Annotated in this window: 14 protein-coding genes; 6 read left to right on the top strand and 8 right to left on the bottom strand. The window is 62.4% G+C overall.

What is annotated here, in order from left to right; genetic code table 11:
* Positions 1-12 precede the first annotated feature (12 nt).
* A complete protein-coding gene (locus tag A4G99_RS12520; RefSeq protein ID WP_066144050.1) occupies positions 13-1,929 on the top strand; it encodes a beta-CASP ribonuclease aCPSF1 in 1,917 nt (638 codons plus the stop codon).
* A gap of 98 nt (positions 1,930-2,027) precedes the next feature.
* On the opposite strand, the gene A4G99_RS12515 is transcribed toward A4G99_RS12520, so the two are convergent.
* The gene (locus A4G99_RS12515; RefSeq protein ID WP_066144047.1) at positions 2,028-2,888 is read right to left on the bottom strand and encodes an alpha/beta fold hydrolase; all 861 of its coding nucleotides are present in this window, start codon (positions 2,886-2,888) and stop codon (positions 2,028-2,030) included.
* 165 nt (positions 2,889-3,053) lie between these two features.
* The gene (gene mce, locus A4G99_RS12510) at positions 3,054-3,437 is read right to left on the bottom strand and encodes a methylmalonyl-CoA epimerase (protein ID WP_066144044.1); all 384 of its coding nucleotides are present in this window, start codon (positions 3,435-3,437) and stop codon (positions 3,054-3,056) included.
* A 182-nt stretch (positions 3,438-3,619) separates the two neighbouring features.
* On the opposite strand from mce, the gene A4G99_RS12505 reads away from it, so the two are divergent.
* Both A4G99_RS12505 and A4G99_RS12500 read left to right on the top strand, forming a co-directional pair.
* Positions 3,620-4,735, top strand: coding sequence for an aminotransferase class V-fold PLP-dependent enzyme (locus A4G99_RS12505; protein ID WP_066144041.1), 1,116 nt, complete (start codon positions 3,620-3,622; stop codon positions 4,733-4,735).
* Between the two features lie 133 nt (positions 4,736-4,868).
* Positions 4,869-5,198, top strand: a complete 330-nt coding sequence (locus A4G99_RS12500; RefSeq protein WP_066144038.1) for a DUF1330 domain-containing protein — start codon at positions 4,869-4,871, stop codon at positions 5,196-5,198.
* Positions 5,199-5,252: 54 nt separating this feature from the next.
* On the opposite strand, the gene A4G99_RS12495 is transcribed toward A4G99_RS12500, so the two are convergent.
* The 3 genes from A4G99_RS12495 to A4G99_RS12485 form a co-directional block, all read right to left on the bottom strand.
* Entirely contained in the window at positions 5,253-6,935 is a 1,683-nt protein-coding gene (locus A4G99_RS12495) for a methylmalonyl-CoA mutase (RefSeq protein ID WP_066144035.1), read from the bottom strand.
* A 219-nt stretch (positions 6,936-7,154) separates the two neighbouring features.
* Positions 7,155-7,466 (bottom strand): transcription factor S, encoded by a 312-nt coding sequence (locus A4G99_RS12490; protein ID WP_066144032.1) that lies wholly within the window; start codon positions 7,464-7,466, stop codon positions 7,155-7,157.
* A 60-nt stretch (positions 7,467-7,526) separates the two neighbouring features.
* Positions 7,527-7,784, bottom strand: a complete 258-nt coding sequence (locus A4G99_RS12485; RefSeq protein WP_066144029.1) for a hypothetical protein — start codon at positions 7,782-7,784, stop codon at positions 7,527-7,529.
* Between the two features lie 181 nt (positions 7,785-7,965).
* Here A4G99_RS12485 and A4G99_RS12480 point away from each other — a divergent pair, with 181 nt between their 5' ends.
* Positions 7,966-9,213 carry an MFS transporter gene (locus tag A4G99_RS12480; protein ID WP_066144026.1) on the top strand — a complete coding sequence of 416 codons (1,248 nt, stop codon included), beginning with the start codon at positions 7,966-7,968 and terminating at the stop codon, positions 9,211-9,213.
* Positions 9,214-9,247: 34 nt separating this feature from the next.
* Here the strand turns inward: A4G99_RS12480 and A4G99_RS12475 are convergent, their stop codons facing one another.
* Entirely contained in the window at positions 9,248-10,024 is a 777-nt protein-coding gene (locus A4G99_RS12475) for an enoyl-CoA hydratase/isomerase family protein (protein WP_066144023.1), read from the bottom strand.
* Positions 10,025-10,914: 890 nt separating this feature from the next.
* Between A4G99_RS12475 and A4G99_RS12470 the strand changes: the two genes are divergently transcribed.
* Complete coding sequence (locus A4G99_RS12470; protein ID WP_066144020.1) at positions 10,915-11,415, top strand: DUF5797 family protein; 501 nt, start codon at positions 10,915-10,917, stop codon at positions 11,413-11,415.
* Between the two features lie 3 nt (positions 11,416-11,418).
* Here the strand turns inward: A4G99_RS12470 and A4G99_RS12465 are convergent, their stop codons facing one another.
* A complete protein-coding gene (locus A4G99_RS12465; RefSeq protein WP_066144016.1) occupies positions 11,419-12,453 on the bottom strand; it encodes a DUF5787 family protein in 1,035 nt (344 codons plus the stop codon).
* Between the two features lie 135 nt (positions 12,454-12,588).
* On the opposite strand from A4G99_RS12465, the gene A4G99_RS12460 reads away from it, so the two are divergent.
* Positions 12,589-13,302 carry a PGF-CTERM sorting domain-containing protein gene (locus A4G99_RS12460; protein WP_066144012.1) on the top strand — a complete coding sequence of 238 codons (714 nt, stop codon included), beginning with the start codon at positions 12,589-12,591 and terminating at the stop codon, positions 13,300-13,302.
* A gap of 24 nt (positions 13,303-13,326) precedes the next feature.
* Here A4G99_RS12460 and A4G99_RS12455 read toward each other — a convergent pair whose 3' ends face one another.
* Positions 13,327-13,755: a bis(5'-nucleosyl)-tetraphosphatase gene (locus A4G99_RS12455; RefSeq protein WP_066144009.1), complete on the bottom strand. Its 429-nt coding sequence runs from the start codon at positions 13,753-13,755 to the stop codon at positions 13,327-13,329.
* Between the last annotated feature and the right edge of the window lie 128 nt (positions 13,756-13,883).

Genomic DNA, 13,883 nt, shown 5'->3' with positions numbered 1-13,883 from the left:
ACTGTTTTCACCATGAGTAAAGTAGAGCAACAACTCGAAGACCTCAAAGCAACGATCACGAGCGAACTCCCGAGCGACATTTCGGTATCTGACGTCAAATACGAAGGACCGGAACTCGTCGTCTACACGCGTGACCCGAAGAAGTTCGCGCGCAACGGCGACCTCATCCGAAAGTTGGCGAGCCAACTGCGAAAGCGCATCACGGTTCGTCCCGACCCCGACGTTCTTTCGCGCCCCGATACGGCTCGTAGCGAAATCCTCGACGTTATCCCCGAGGAAGCGGGCGTTACCGACCTCGATTTCCACGCCGATACCGGCGAAGTCGTCATTCAAGCCGAAAAACCCGGAATGGTCATCGGCAAACACGGCAGTACGCTCCGAGAAATCACACAGGAAGTCGGCTGGACGCCGGAAGTCGTTCGAACGCCGCCCATCGAATCCTCGACGGTCTCCAACGTCAGGAACTTCCTGAAACAGGAACGCGACGACCGCCGCAACATCCTGGAGAAGGTCGGTCGCCAGATCCACCGCGAGGAGATGAGCAACGAGGAGTGGGTTCGCATCACGACGCTCGGTTGCTGCCGAGAAGTCGGACGCGCGAGCTTCATCCTCTCGACGCCCGAGACGCGTATCCTCATCGACTGCGGTGACAAACCAGGTTCCGACGACGTGCCGTACCTCCAAGTCGAGGAGGCGCTCGGTGCGGGTGCGGCCACCATCGACGCGGTGGTGCTCACCCACGCTCACTTGGACCACAGCGCGCTCATCCCGCTCCTGTTCAAATACGGTTACGACGGCCCGATCTACACGACGGAGCCGACCCGCGACCTGATGGGCCTGCTCCAACTCGACTACCTCGACGTGGCCGCCAAGGAAGGCCGCGTCCCACCGTACGAGAGCGAGATGGTTCGGGAAGCGCTCAAACACACCATCCCGCTCGAATACGGCGACGTGACCGACATCGCCCCCGACGTGAAACTCACGTTCCACAACGCGGGCCACATTCTCGGCTCCTCGGTCACGCACTTCCACATCGGCGACGGACTGTACAACGTGGCGTTCTCGGGCGACATCCACTACGACGACACGCGCCTGTTCAACGGCGCGGTGAACGACTTCCCCCGCGTCGAGACGCTCATCCTCGAATCGACGTACGGTGGTCGCAACGACTACCAGACCGACCAGAAGGATTCCGAGGAGAAACTCAAGCGGGTCATCAACGAGACGTACGAGAGAGGCGGCAAGGTCGTCATCCCCGCGTTCGCGGTCGGCCGTTCACAGGAGATGATGCTCGTCATCGAAGAGGCGATGCGAAACGGCGACATCCCGGAGATGCCCGTCCACCTCGACGGGATGATCTGGGAGGCGACGGCGATTCACACGACGTACCCCGAGTACCTGCGTGATGATCTCCGGGACCGCATCTTCCACGAGAACGAGAACCCGTTCCTCGCGCCGCAGTTCAACCACATCGACGGCGGCGAGGAGGAACGACAGGACGTGGCGGACGGCGACCAATGTATCATCCTCTCGACGTCCGGGATGGTCACCGGCGGCCCCATCATGTCGTGGCTCGAACACATCGGTCCGGACCCGGACAGCAGGATGGTGTTCGTCGGCTACCAGGCACAGGGTACCCTCGGACGCCGTATCCAGAGCGGATGGGACGAAATCCCGCTCAACGGACGCGGCAACCGGAGCAAGACGCTCAACCTCAAACTCGACGTGGAAACGGTCGACGGCTTCTCCGGCCACGCCGACCGCGCCGGTCTGATGAACTTCGTCAAGACGATGAACCCGCGACCCGAGAAGGTCCTCTGTGTTCACGGTGACGAGAGTTCGACCCAGGACCTCTCCTCGTCGCTCTACCACGAGTTCAACATCCGAACGTTCGCGCCGAAGAACCTGGAAACGTTCCGCTTCAAGTAGTCGTCGGGATTCGCTTCGGAAGGTTTCTAGCCCTCGAAAACCCACTCGTATTCGTTACCGTTTCGTCGTCGTGTCCGGAGAGCCATCGATACGCGCAGTCAGCCGTCGAAGAACTCGCGGATGGTGTCGGTAACTCGACGCTGAGCGGTCGACGACAGCATGTGGCTCTCTCCCGGCAGCGTTTCGGTGTGCACGAGGTTGGGAATCAGTTCACGGGCACGGGGTATCGTCGTCGCCGCCGGAAAGAACACGTCGTCCTCGGCGACGAACAGTGCGACCGGCGCATCGAAAGCGTCGAGTTCCGATGCATCCACCTCGGGAAACTCGTTTTCGAGTTTCAGATGCCGTAGCGAAGCGGCGATGGTGGTCCGAACCACTCGATTCGGCTTCTCGCTGCACAATTCGCCGAGCGTTCGCTCCAACAGCCACTCGTTCGGGAACACGTGATAGAGCACGGCCGGGAGACTGACGCGCAGCAGCGACACGACCGACCCCGTTCCGAATCCGGCCGGAACGACCAGGGCGGCGCGTTCGATTCGCTCCGGTGCGAACGCCGCCGCCCGCAGCAGGACGCCGCCACCATACGACGTTCCCATCATCGGGGCCGACCGGAGTTCGAAGGCGTCCAAGAGGTCGACGACCCACTCCCCGTAGTCGTCCCCCTGTGGGTCGACTCTCGTCTCGGCGCTCTTTCCCGGTTGTCCGATGATATCCGGTGCGATCAGTCGATACTCGTCCGCCAAATCGGTGTACCAGGCGAGCGACATCGGGTTGGTCGCGTTTCCACCGTGGAAAACGACGACGGGTTTTCCGTCCGCCGGTCCGGCGACGAGAACGTGGGTCGAACCGTGACGCGTCTCGACCACTCGTTCTTCCACTTCGACTTCTAGGTGTTCGACGGCGTCCCAGTATGCCTGTTCGAGAACCTGTCGCCCCGCCCGTGAACGGTAAATCGACATGGTCAACGAGTTTCATTTCGGAAAATCGAGAGAAAAGGCTGCCGATGACACCGCTCGGTTCGTTATGTCGGGTACCGTCCTCATCGAGTGGATATTCTGTCGGATCTGTACTCGGGGATTTGCCCCCACGGACTGCGCGCCGCCGACTGGTTCTGACGAGTTGTCTTAGTGTTCGACGTACTCCACCAGCACGCAGCCCGTCGATTTCGGGTGGAGGAACGCCACGTCGTGACCCCACGCGCCGAGTCGCGGTTCCTCGTCGATGAGGGAAACGCCGTGGTCGCGGGCCGTTTCGAGCGCGCCCTCGATGTCGTCGGTTTCGAGCGCGACGTGGTGAATTCCGGGTCCGTTCCGTTCGAGGTACCGCGCAATCGTGCCGTCTTCGAGCGGTTCGAGCAGTTCGAAGTAACTCCCGTCGAAGTCGAGGAAGACGACGGACATCCCGTCGAACTCCTCCTCGTGGACGACCGGGGCGTCGAACAGCGCCTCGTAGGTCTCGGCGAGTTCCGCGGCGTCGTCGGTTGCGATACCGATATGGTCGATTTGCATATCCTATTCTCATTCCGGGAGCGGATAACTTCGATGAAATCGCCGTTCGAGCGCCGTCCGATGGCCGCCCGAGCACCGTTCGATGGCCGTCCGAGCGCCGTTCGATAGCCGGTTCCGGGAACCCGCTCGGCGTGATTTCCGCCAACAAAGCCACTATCACGCCTCGCTTCGTGAATCGGTCCATGACGCCGACGGAGCTTCGTTCGGAGATTCCAGTATTGAACCGCACGACGTACATGAACACGGGCGCGAGCGGTCCCAGTCCAACTCGCGTCGTCGAAGCAGCCGAATCCTGTCTGGAACGCCACGAGTACGAGGCCTCGGCCGCGGAGGGGATGTACCCGATGGCGTTCGACGTACTCGACCGAACGCGGGAAACCGTCGCCGACCACCTCGGCGCGTCGGCGGACGAGATAGCGCTCACGCAGAGCACGACCGATGGCATCAACCGGATCGCGGCCGCACTCGACTGGGAAGAGGGAGATACGGTCGTTCGGACCGACCTCGAACACTCGGCGGGAATCCTCCCGTGGAAGCGGTTGGAAGGGCACGGCGTCGAGACTCGAACCCTCGCGAGCGAGAACGGGCGACTCGATACCGACGCCATCAAGGACGCGGTCGCGGGCGCGAAACTCCTCTGTTTCAGTGCATTGACGTGGACGCACGGGACGATGCTCCCGGTCGAGGAACTCACGTCCATCGCGCACGACGCGGGGGCGCTCGTCCTCGTGGATGCGGTGCAGTGTCCGGGGCAGATGGCGACCGACGTGACCGAATGGGGCGCTGACTTCGTCGCCGGAGCGGGGCACAAATGGTTGCTGGGTCCGTTCGGCGCGGGATTCTGCTTCGTCCGGGACGGGGCGGAAACCGGCCTCGAACCCGCACACATCGGCTACCGAAGCGTCGAAGACCCCGACGCGGATGCGTTCTCCTACGGACCCGGTGCGCGCCGACTCGAAGTCGGTACCGTCTCGCCCGCTCCGTACGCCGGACTGGGTGAAGCGATCTCGGTCATCGAGGAACTGGGCTACGAAACCATCGAGGGTCGAATCCGTGAACTGACCGCCCGACTCAAGGACGGACTCGTCGCCGCCGACGGCGTTCGGTTGCTCAGCCCACGCGAGTACGAATCCGGGTTGGTGACGTTCGAGGTGGACGACCCCGAACTGTTCGTCGAACGCCTCGCCGACGAGGACGTTCGTATTCGCCCGCTTCCGTATCCGGAGAACTCCGTTCGCGCCTCGGTACACGTCTTCAATACCGAGGACGACATCGACGCGTTGTTGGAGTACGTCTGAGCGGCGAACCACGTTCCCCATTCTCCTCGAATCAGGCCGACCGTACCCCATACGTTCATCGTGACAGTTGTTGTCATGGTATGCGTCCGTCGGACCGAGGAGTTCGGTATCGGCCGACGGTGGGGAAAAAAGGATGTCTCACGATACGCAACGAAAGGGATACGTTATCGCCGTCGACGGAATAACCGACGTGGACCGCTTCATGGACGAGTACCTCCCCGCTGCCGGGGAGACGGTTGCGGACCACGATGGCGAGGTACTCGTCGGATCGACCGACATCGACGTGATAGAAGGCGACTGGGACCACTCCTTGACCGTCGTCCTCGAATTCCCGTCCGTCGAAGCCGCCGAGGAGTGGTACAACGACGATACCTATCGGGAACTCAAGCGGGTTCGCCACGAGACCTGCGAGTACACCGATTTGATCATCACCTCCTCGTTCTCGCCCGACGACCTCGACTGAGGAGGTACTCAGCAAGCACTTTTCGAACGGGTCGAGGGGGTTCGACTCGCCCGATTAAATCGCCGTGCCCGGCCGGTACTCGCCGAACACGTCCCGGAGCACGTTACAGATCTCGCCGACGGTGGCGTAGGCCTTCACCGCGTCCACGATGTACGGGAGGAGGTTGTCGTCACCCTCCGCCGCGTCGCGGAGCGCGGCGAGCGTTTCCTCGACCGCCTCGTCGTCCCGTTCGTCCCGAACCTCGCTCAGGTTCTCGATCTGACGGCGTTCGTCTTCGGCGGTCACCTCCTGAACGTCTATCTCGGCCTCCTCGTCCACCTCGAATTCGTTGACGCCGACGATGGTTCGCTCGCCCGCCTCGATCTCCTGCTGGCGGTCGTAGGCCACGTCCTGAATCTGCCGCTGGACCCACTGGCTCTCGATGGCCGAGCGCATGCCGCCCTTCTCGTCGATGGTGTCGAGCAGGTCGAACGCCTCTTCTTCCAAGTCGTCCGTGAGCGCCTCGACGTAGTAACTCCCGGCCAGCGGGTCGATGGTGTCCGCCACGCCGCTCTCGTGGGCCAGAATCTGCTGGGTGCGGAGCGCGGTTCGCACGCTCTCTTCGGTCGGGAGCGCCAGCGCCTCGTCCTTCCCGTTCGTGTGCAGGCTCTGCGTGCCGCCAAGCACCGCCGCGAGCGCCTGGTACGCCACACGGACGACGTTGTTCTCGATCTGCTGGGCGGCCAGCGTCGACCCCGCCGTCTGGGTGTGGAATTTCAATTGTTTGGATTTCTCGGACTCCGCGCCGAAACGCTCCTCCATGATTTTCGCCCACATGCGCCGCGCGGCGCGGAACTTCGACACTTCCTCCAGAATGTCGTTGTGCGCGTTGAAGAAGAACGAAAGCTGTGGCGCGAAGTCGTCCACGTCCAACCCGGCGTCGAGTGCCGCCTCGACGTACTCGATACCGTCGCCGAGCGTGAATGCCAGTTCCTGTGCCGCCGTCGCGCCCGCCTCGCGGACGTGGTAGCCCGAAATCGAGATGGTGTTGAACTTCGGCACCTCCTCGGCACAGAACTCGAAGATGTCCGTGATGATGCGCATCGACGGTTCGGGCGGGTAGATGTACGTGTTCCGCGCGATGTACTCCTTGAGCAGGTCGTTCTGAATCGTTCCCCTGAGTTCCTCCCGCGGAACGCCTTGTTCGTCGCCGACCGCGATGTACATCGCCAGCAGCACCGACGCGGGCGCGTTGATGGTCATCGACGTGCTCACCTCGTCCAGCGGAATCCCGTCGAACAGCGTCTCCATGTCCGCCAGCGAGTCGATGGCGACGCCCGACTTCCCGACTTCCCCGGCCGACATCTCGTCGTCCGACGTGTACCCCATCTGGGTCGGCAGGTCGAACGCCACCGACAGCCCCGTCTGGCCGTTGTCGATGAGGTAGTGATAGCGCTCGTTGGTCTCCTCCGCCGTTCCGAACCCGGCGTACTGGCGCATCGTCCACAACCGCCCCCGGTACATCGTCGGGTAGACCCCGCGCGTGTACGGGTCTTCACCCGGATAGCCGATGTCCTCGTCGTACTCCGTGTCGGCGACGTCGTTCGGCGTGTAGAGGCGTTCTACCGTCTGCCCGTCCGTGTCGGTCGTGAACTCCTCCTTTCGCTCGCCGAAGCGCTCCAGCGTCGGGTCGAGGGTTTCTTCTTCCCACTCGTCTTTCCCCCGGCGGATTTTGTCGAGGTCGTCCGCGTCAAACATTGCCTGAACTGTTGTGGGGATTCGCCTTAAGGATTGACGGACGGCCTCGACGGCGGCGGTGATGAGTCGGAGTTCGTGGGAGTGCGGATGCTGTGACGACGGTCCGAAACGCCGCCGGGCGTTTATGCCGAACGGATCGAACTCGTACTCTCCTTCTCAGAAGCCTCTCTATCGCAGTCGAAACCGTGTGGGAGAACCGACTCCCGGAAAATCGCGCCGTTAGTGGTCGTCTTCGCGCCACTTGTGTTCACATTCGGTACAGACGAAGAATCGGGTTTCGCTCTCGTCGGCCGAGCGAATCTGTTGGAGGTACCAGTAGGCCTCGTCGTTGTCACAGCTAGGACACCGTGCGCTGGTCTTGGGCAGGCCGTTGCTGCCGCCGCCACTCTCGATGATCTCGCTGGCTTCCTGGTCCTCGGTGATGACGTACTCCGATGAGTCGCCGCGCGGCGTTTCGTGACCACAGCTCCCGCAGACCCAGAACCCGTCGTTCGCTTTCATCATGGAACCGCACTCGTCACAGAACTCCATTGTTGTCCCGGACTAACAAACGCGGCCATTTAAGTCGCGTGCTTTTTCCCATCCACTGAATCAGCCCTCGCCTTCTGATTGGTACGGTTCGCCGACCGCCTCCCTCGGCAGGACGTTGTTGATCTCGGCTTCGAGGTCGCGAGCGGACTCGTACTCCGACTGATCGGTTTCGGCGATGAGTTCCCCGAGATTCCTCTCGCCCTCGGCGAGCACGAGGATCGTGTCTTCCAGTTCCACGGCCGCATCGTCGCGCGGAATGGGATAGGAGAGTTCCCGAAACACCGTCTCGACGCGGTTATACTTGACTCTCTGTGCCATGGTACATAGACGGCCGGGTCGTGCTTAGATGTTATCACGAACCACGGTTTTGTCGTCTCACGGTAGGGAATAATTCGCGGGTAGAAGGCATCTAATTCCTGCATACGACGGTGTGGCGAATTCATGTCAGGGCCGCCGCCATCACAACTGTCTTCACCGTGCGGCCGATATTTCGTATCGAATGTTCGATATCGACAGACGAGTCCTCGCGCTGGCGATAGCGCGGATGGCCGACTCGGCCGGGAACTCGTTTCTCATCGTCGTCCTGCCGCTCTACATCACCAGTGGGGTGATTACCGGCGATGCGTTCGGGCTGACCGCGACGGCCATCACCGGTATCGTCCTCTCCCTGTTCGGGTTCTTGAACAGTTTCACCCAACCGTTTGCGGGCTATCTCTCGGACAAATCCGAGCGCCGAAAGGTGTTCATCCTGCTCGGGTTGGCGATTCTGGCGCTGACTAACTTCTCGTACTCGCTGGCGAGCAGTTATCCGGTTCTCATCGCCATCCGAGCGGTGCAGGGAATCGGCGTCGCGTTCACCATTCCGTGTACCATCGCACTCGTCAACGACCTCGCGTCGAAGGAGAACCGGGGCGGGAACATGGGTCTCTTCAACACGTTCCGTCTGCTCGGGTTCGGAGCGGGACCGATTGCGGCCGGTGCGTTGGTCCATCAAGGGCCCTACCACCTCGCAGGCATCGACATCACCGGTTTCGAAGCCGCGTTCTACATCGCTTCGGCGGGGGCACTCATCAGCTTCCTGCTCGTCACGCTCCTCGTGAGTGACCCCGAATCGACCGACGCCGAGGCGGCCGACGACTTCTCCATCTCGATTCTGAACTCGCGCGGCGGTCTCGACCCCATCTTCACGCTCGCGCTCGCCTCGCTATTCATGGCCATCAGCATCGCCCTCATCTCGACGCTGGAGACGACCATCAACCAACGACTCGACCAGAACGAACTCTGGTTCGGCCTCGAGTTCGCGGCGTTCGTCCTCGCGCAGGTCGCCCTGCAGACGCCCATCGGACACGCGAGCGACCGCTACGGCCGCCGCCAGTTCATCGTCGTCGGCCTCGTCCTGCTCGTCCCCGCGACGGTCGTACAGGGCTTCGTGACCACCCCGATGCAGATGCTCATCGCGCGACTCGCCCAAGGTGTCGCGGGCGCGTTGGTGTTCGCCCCGGCGCTCGCGTTGGCGGGCGACATCGCACGCAAGGGCCAGTCCGGAACGCAACTCTCCTTGCTGACGATGGCGTTCGGTCTCGGCACCGCCATCGGCCCGCTCTCGTCGGGATTCCTCGTCAAATTCGGTTTCCCGGTGCCGTTCGAAATCGGCGGCGTGCTCGCGGCCATCGGTGCCGTCCTCGTCTACACGCAGGTCGAACAGGTCCAACCGTCCTCGGGTGCCAAGCCCACGCCGCAGGACTGAGAAAACAGTACTTTCGTCCGATTATTATTCGTCGTTATTCGAACTCCGGCTCCCTGTCCTCCACGAACGCGGCCATCCCTTCCCGCTGGTCGTGCGTGCCGAACAGCGAACTCCAAAGCCGACGCTCGTAGCGCAGTCCGGCCGACTGGGTTCCCTCCTGCACCTGATTCATCGCCTCCTTCGCGGCTTGGAGGGCGTACGCCGGGCGTTCCGCGAGGTCGGTCGCCATCTCGTCGATACGGTCGTCCAGTTCGTCGGGCGCGACGACCTCGCCCACCAACCCCATCTCGTTGGCGTCTTGGGCGTCGATTCGTTCCCCGAAGAAGATGAGCCGTCGCGCCAGTTCGTCGCCGACCAAGCGCGAGAGGCGCTGTGTGCCGCCCCATCCCGGAATGATGCCGAGATCGATCTCCGTCTGGCCGATGACCGCGTTCGAACTCGCCACCCGGAGGTCACACGCCAGCGCGAGTTCGCACCCGCCGCCGAACGTGTAGCCGTTGATGCCCGCGATGACCGGCGCGGGGAACGATTCCAGTGAATCCGCGATCTCGTGGCCCAATTCCGCGTACTCCTGTGCCTCCGTCACCGAGAGGTCCTGCATGTAGCTGATGTCGGCCCCGGCGATGAACGCCTTCTCGCCAGCCCCCGTCAGGACGAGCGCGCGGGCACCGTCGGCCTCCGCCGCCGAAATCGCTTCCTGGAGCGCGTGGAGCGTCTCGACGTTCAGCGCGTTGAGTCGGTCGGGTCGGTCCACCGTGACGGTCGCCACGCCGTCCGAAAAGTCGTATCGTACCGTGTCCCATTCGGGCATGTCTGAACCCTCTCGGGGTGTTCGGTTAATCATTACGGACGGATCGTGGAGAGGAGAAGGAATGTGGTGTGGCGCTTTCGAGAAGAGGACAGCAACTGGTGGGTGAAACCCACGTCGCTCGCTACGCACAGGAGTGTTTGGTCGGTTTGTGATTGCAGTTCCCGAGAATACTTCCTCGAAACCCACACCTACACCGCAACCGCTCCGCTGCCGCACCGCACCACGTCCTCCCCAACCGATTCCTTCACTACGTTCGGTCATCCCTCGCGCGGGCGCACTGGCGTGCGCCATTCGCGCGCCGTGTGGCTGGGTCGGTATCGCCTGTCTCGTCCGACCGAGTGGCGCGCGGGCCATCAGGGCCGAGGACACGTCGTCCGAGGACCTGACTGGCTATCGTGCGAGGGATGAGTGAGCGAGTGTGACGAGCGAAGGAATCGGTTGGGGAGGGTGTGGCAGACGAGGTTCCGGAGGAACCTCGCAAGCGAGCGGGCACGGCCCGCGAGCAAGCGGTGCGGGTGCGGTCAGGTGGGATTGAAAGGGGTCGCCCGCTCGCGCACCGTTTAGTCGCTGTGTAGGCACTGTTCTGGCCGAACGTGGCGGAGAGGCCAGAATATCCTGCACAGCGGCCGCGAGCGGGCGGGGGCTTTCGAGGTAGTGTTCTCAGCAGTTGCTCTCTCAATGAAACCAGAAGCAACTCGTAGCGAGCGTGGCGAGGGCTTTCGAAGTCGTCATCGTCGTTGCTGGTTCTCGTCAGAGCCAAAATAGTCTCGTCGTAGCGAATTCAGTCGGAACCGAGTTCCGACAACGTCCCCCTCGCTCCACCACTTTCCTCATCGCCATTCACGTCGCTCCGGAAGTTGGAAATAACCCCCCGTCATAATCACGCGACAATGACGTTGTCCGAGGAAGCCCGCGATCGACTCGCGGACTTGGTCGAACTTCAACCCACGAAGAACAGCGAACTCCAGGATCGCTGGGGGTTGGAGAGCGGGAGCGAGGTGCATCAATATCTCGAAAACGAACTCAAGGAGTACTACTACCGCGACGAAAACAGCTACATCCGCGCGACGACCGAGGCGAACGACCTCGTGGACGTGGAACCCGGCGTCGTCGCCGACGAGGAGGACGACGTACCGAGCGTCGTCCGCGTCCCGAAACTCCAGAAACAGGTGTTCGACGTCGTCCCCGGTCCGGACGAACGGTCGTCGAGCGTCGTCGCCGTTCTCCACAGCCTCCGCGACGAGTTCGATATCGACCCCGACGTCGATGACGTGCGCTCCGCGCTCCAGAGCCTGAAGCGAAAGGGCGTCGTGGACGTCGTCTACCGAACCGTTCCGACGTTCAAACTGACCGTGGCGCGCGACGAAATCACGGTCGAAGAGTCGGGTTAACGGCTACCGTTTCGCCTCGCCCGGCCGAAACCGCTCCCGACGGGATTCGAGCAGACGCTTGCTCGCTTTCCCCGGCCCGCCCTCGATGGGCCACCCCTTCTGCCGCCAGGCTGGCGGCTCCGGTTCGAACGACGGACAGCGACCGGAACACTCCCGCGCCGTCTGGTGGCAGGCTTTCGCGGCGCAGTACGGCAACACCAGTTCGTCCTCGCGGAGCAGTTCGAAGTGCCGACAGTCCGGCCGCATGGTCCGGGTGTAGGTTCGCCAGCCGCGTTCGTAGGCCCGCTCCGCGATTGCGAGTCGTTTTCGCCGTTTCTCCTCGGGGGACACGTACTCGAACCGCGCCGCCGACTGGTCGTACTTCCCGCCGCCGGGGCGTTCGAGGATTCGCGTTCCGGGCGCCTCCGCGTCGAGCGTCCGGGGATACCACGCCACCGTCACGTCGTGGCCGTCGAAGGTCAGGATTCCCGCTTCGACCGGGATGGATTCGAGTAACGCCGGTTCGACGCGCTCTCCCGTCCGGTTCGTCGCCACCCAGACCTCGTCGGCCAGCGAGAGGGCGACGTCCCGCTCCAACTGCGGGCGTAAGTTCCGTGCGGCGCTGGCGTCCAGGTCGGGTTTGTTCTCGATGGCGACCATGCGTCGAACCCAGTCCGGGTAGACGAACCGCCGCCGGATTTCGAGGCGGTTTCCGTTCCTCCGAACGTCCAGAATTTCCCGGTCGTCCGCCTCGTGAATCGTCTCTCGCACGTAGCGCCACGGATAGCCGGGGTCCGGAAGGGCGTCGCGGTACCACTCCCACTCCTCGGGGGCGTGTTTCACGAGGTGCAACATGTCGCCGTCCAATCGGTCACGACCGAAGTTCGCGCGCCGGGCCAACGCGTCGGCATCGACTTCGATGACGAGGGTGTCCCATCGCCGACGCTTCGTGCCGAGTTGCCGCGCGACGAGGACGGCACGCTCGCCGTCGCCGGGCGGCCACCGTCGCTCGGCCCATCGGCAGGTTCGCAGTTCGAAGACGAACTCCGATTCGTCCATACCCTCCCGTCTCACCCGACGTTGGTAAGGGATTCGACTACGGCGTATCAAAAAACATTAGTTGGATAACGAGAAAGTAACATCAATCTCGTCAGCTGACGAGTATAACCGGACGACTACCGGGATTCAACACATATGAACCTACGAAATGCTCTTACGGCCCTCGTGCTCGTCTCGCTTCTCGCAAGCGGCTCGGTCATCGGTCCCGCCGCCGCGACGACTGCCGGAAACGCGATGAGCGCGGACAACCCCGCGGTACAGTCCCCCGACCTCTTCGAGAACGACGCGAACAGCACGGTCACGTTCAATCGCTCCATGTACGAAGTGCAGAAGGGTGAAACGGTCACGATGAGTTTCGACCTGAAAGACGCCGATGCGATAACCGTCCAGATCGGTGGTGGCGCGAAGGCGTACAAACTCAATGCGACCGTCACGGACGGTAACGGCGACGGCACCGTCGTCCTGATATTCGACACGTCCAAGGCAGGAAGCGGTGATGGCTCGGCGCTGACGGTGAACGGCGACGACGGACTCACCGTCAAAAACGAGACGAAGTCGGAGTTCTCCCCAGACATGTACGGACTCACCGTCTACGCCGGAACCGGGAAGAACGTCCCGAAAATCGGCTACGGCGGCCTCGAAGTGAAGGGTGACTCGACGACCACCCGCGAAACGACGAGCGGGTCGGATTCCGAGACGACGACCACGAACCACGAGAGGACGACCACCACGACAGCCAACGATTCCAGCACCACCACGACCTCGGACAGCGGTGGTCAGCCTGGTTTCGGACTCGGCGTCTCGGTCGTCGCACTCGCGGCGGTCGCGCTGCTCGCTCGGCGGCAGTAAGCCCCCAAAAATCGATTTCTTCTTTCAGGCGTCGTCGTACTCGTCGAGGAACTCGTGTGCATCCCGGAGGATGTCGCGCGGCCCGTCCTGCGTGATGGTGTTTATCGCCTGTTCGTAGTCGCGCCACTGCAGGTCCCGGTGTTCGGTCGAGAGTTCCGCACTGGCCTCGTACGATTTGGCGATGAACAGGTGGACGGTCTTGTGTATCGTCGTCCCGTTCGCCTCGAAGACGTAACTGTAGTCGTCACGGAAGCCGTCGAGGAGGCGAAAATCCTCGATTCCGGCCTCCTCTTTGACTTCGCGTATCGCCGTTTGCTGTAGCTCTTCGTCGCCCTCCACGCCGCCTTTCGGGAACTCCCAATCGCCCGGACGGCTTTTGAGGAGGAGGTATTCTCGTCGACCACGGGTATCCCTGAACAGGATCGCACCCGCGCTCGTAGCGTTAACTGCCATTGGGTCCATGTACGCGGGTAGCCATTAAAGGAATGTCGAAGCAATACAGTCGTTTTCCCGTCTACTCCGTCCTGCGCTTTGAATTCATCCTCTACTTTTTTATTATATGCCCTCGAAATATAAGGGGA

The sequence above is a fragment of the Haladaptatus sp. R4 genome (assembly GCF_001625445.1).
GTDB lineage: Archaea > Halobacteriota > Halobacteria > Halobacteriales > Haladaptataceae > Haladaptatus.
The sequence above is the reverse complement of the archived record's forward strand: the minus strand, read 5'-3'. Positions and strand labels throughout refer to the sequence as shown.

Bases quoted from the DNA above. Each gene is read 5' to 3' on its own strand.
- A4G99_RS12520 (WP_066144050.1), top strand. From the start codon at position 13: ATGAGTAAAGTAGAGCAACAACTCGAAGACCTCAAAGCAACGATCACG.
- A4G99_RS12470 (WP_066144020.1), top strand. From the start codon at position 10,915: ATGACGTTGTCCGAGGAAGCCCGCGATCGACTCGCGGACTTGGTCGAA.
- A4G99_RS12455 (WP_066144009.1), bottom strand. From the start codon at position 13,755: ATGGCAGTTAACGCTACGAGCGCGGGTGCGATCCTGTTCAGGGATACC.
- A4G99_RS12480 (WP_066144026.1), top strand. From the start codon at position 7,966: ATGTTCGATATCGACAGACGAGTCCTCGCGCTGGCGATAGCGCGGATG.
- A4G99_RS12515 (WP_066144047.1), bottom strand. From the start codon at position 2,888: ATGTCGATTTACCGTTCACGGGCGGGGCGACAGGTTCTCGAACAGGCA.
- A4G99_RS12475 (WP_066144023.1), bottom strand. From the start codon at position 10,024: ATGCCCGAATGGGACACGGTACGATACGACTTTTCGGACGGCGTGGCG.
- A4G99_RS12485 (WP_066144029.1), bottom strand. From the start codon at position 7,784: ATGGCACAGAGAGTCAAGTATAACCGCGTCGAGACGGTGTTTCGGGAA.
- A4G99_RS12465 (WP_066144016.1), bottom strand. From the start codon at position 12,453: ATGGACGAATCGGAGTTCGTCTTCGAACTGCGAACCTGCCGATGGGCC.
- A4G99_RS12490 (WP_066144032.1), bottom strand. From the start codon at position 7,466: ATGGAGTTCTGTGACGAGTGCGGTTCCATGATGAAAGCGAACGACGGG.
- A4G99_RS12500 (WP_066144038.1), top strand. From the start codon at position 4,869: ATGTCTCACGATACGCAACGAAAGGGATACGTTATCGCCGTCGACGGA.
- mce (WP_066144044.1), bottom strand. From the start codon at position 3,437: ATGCAAATCGACCATATCGGTATCGCAACCGACGACGCCGCGGAACTC.
- A4G99_RS12495 (WP_066144035.1), bottom strand. From the start codon at position 6,935: ATGTTTGACGCGGACGACCTCGACAAAATCCGCCGGGGGAAAGACGAG.
- A4G99_RS12460 (WP_066144012.1), top strand. From the start codon at position 12,589: ATGAACCTACGAAATGCTCTTACGGCCCTCGTGCTCGTCTCGCTTCTC.
- A4G99_RS12505 (WP_066144041.1), top strand. From the start codon at position 3,620: ATGACGCCGACGGAGCTTCGTTCGGAGATTCCAGTATTGAACCGCACG.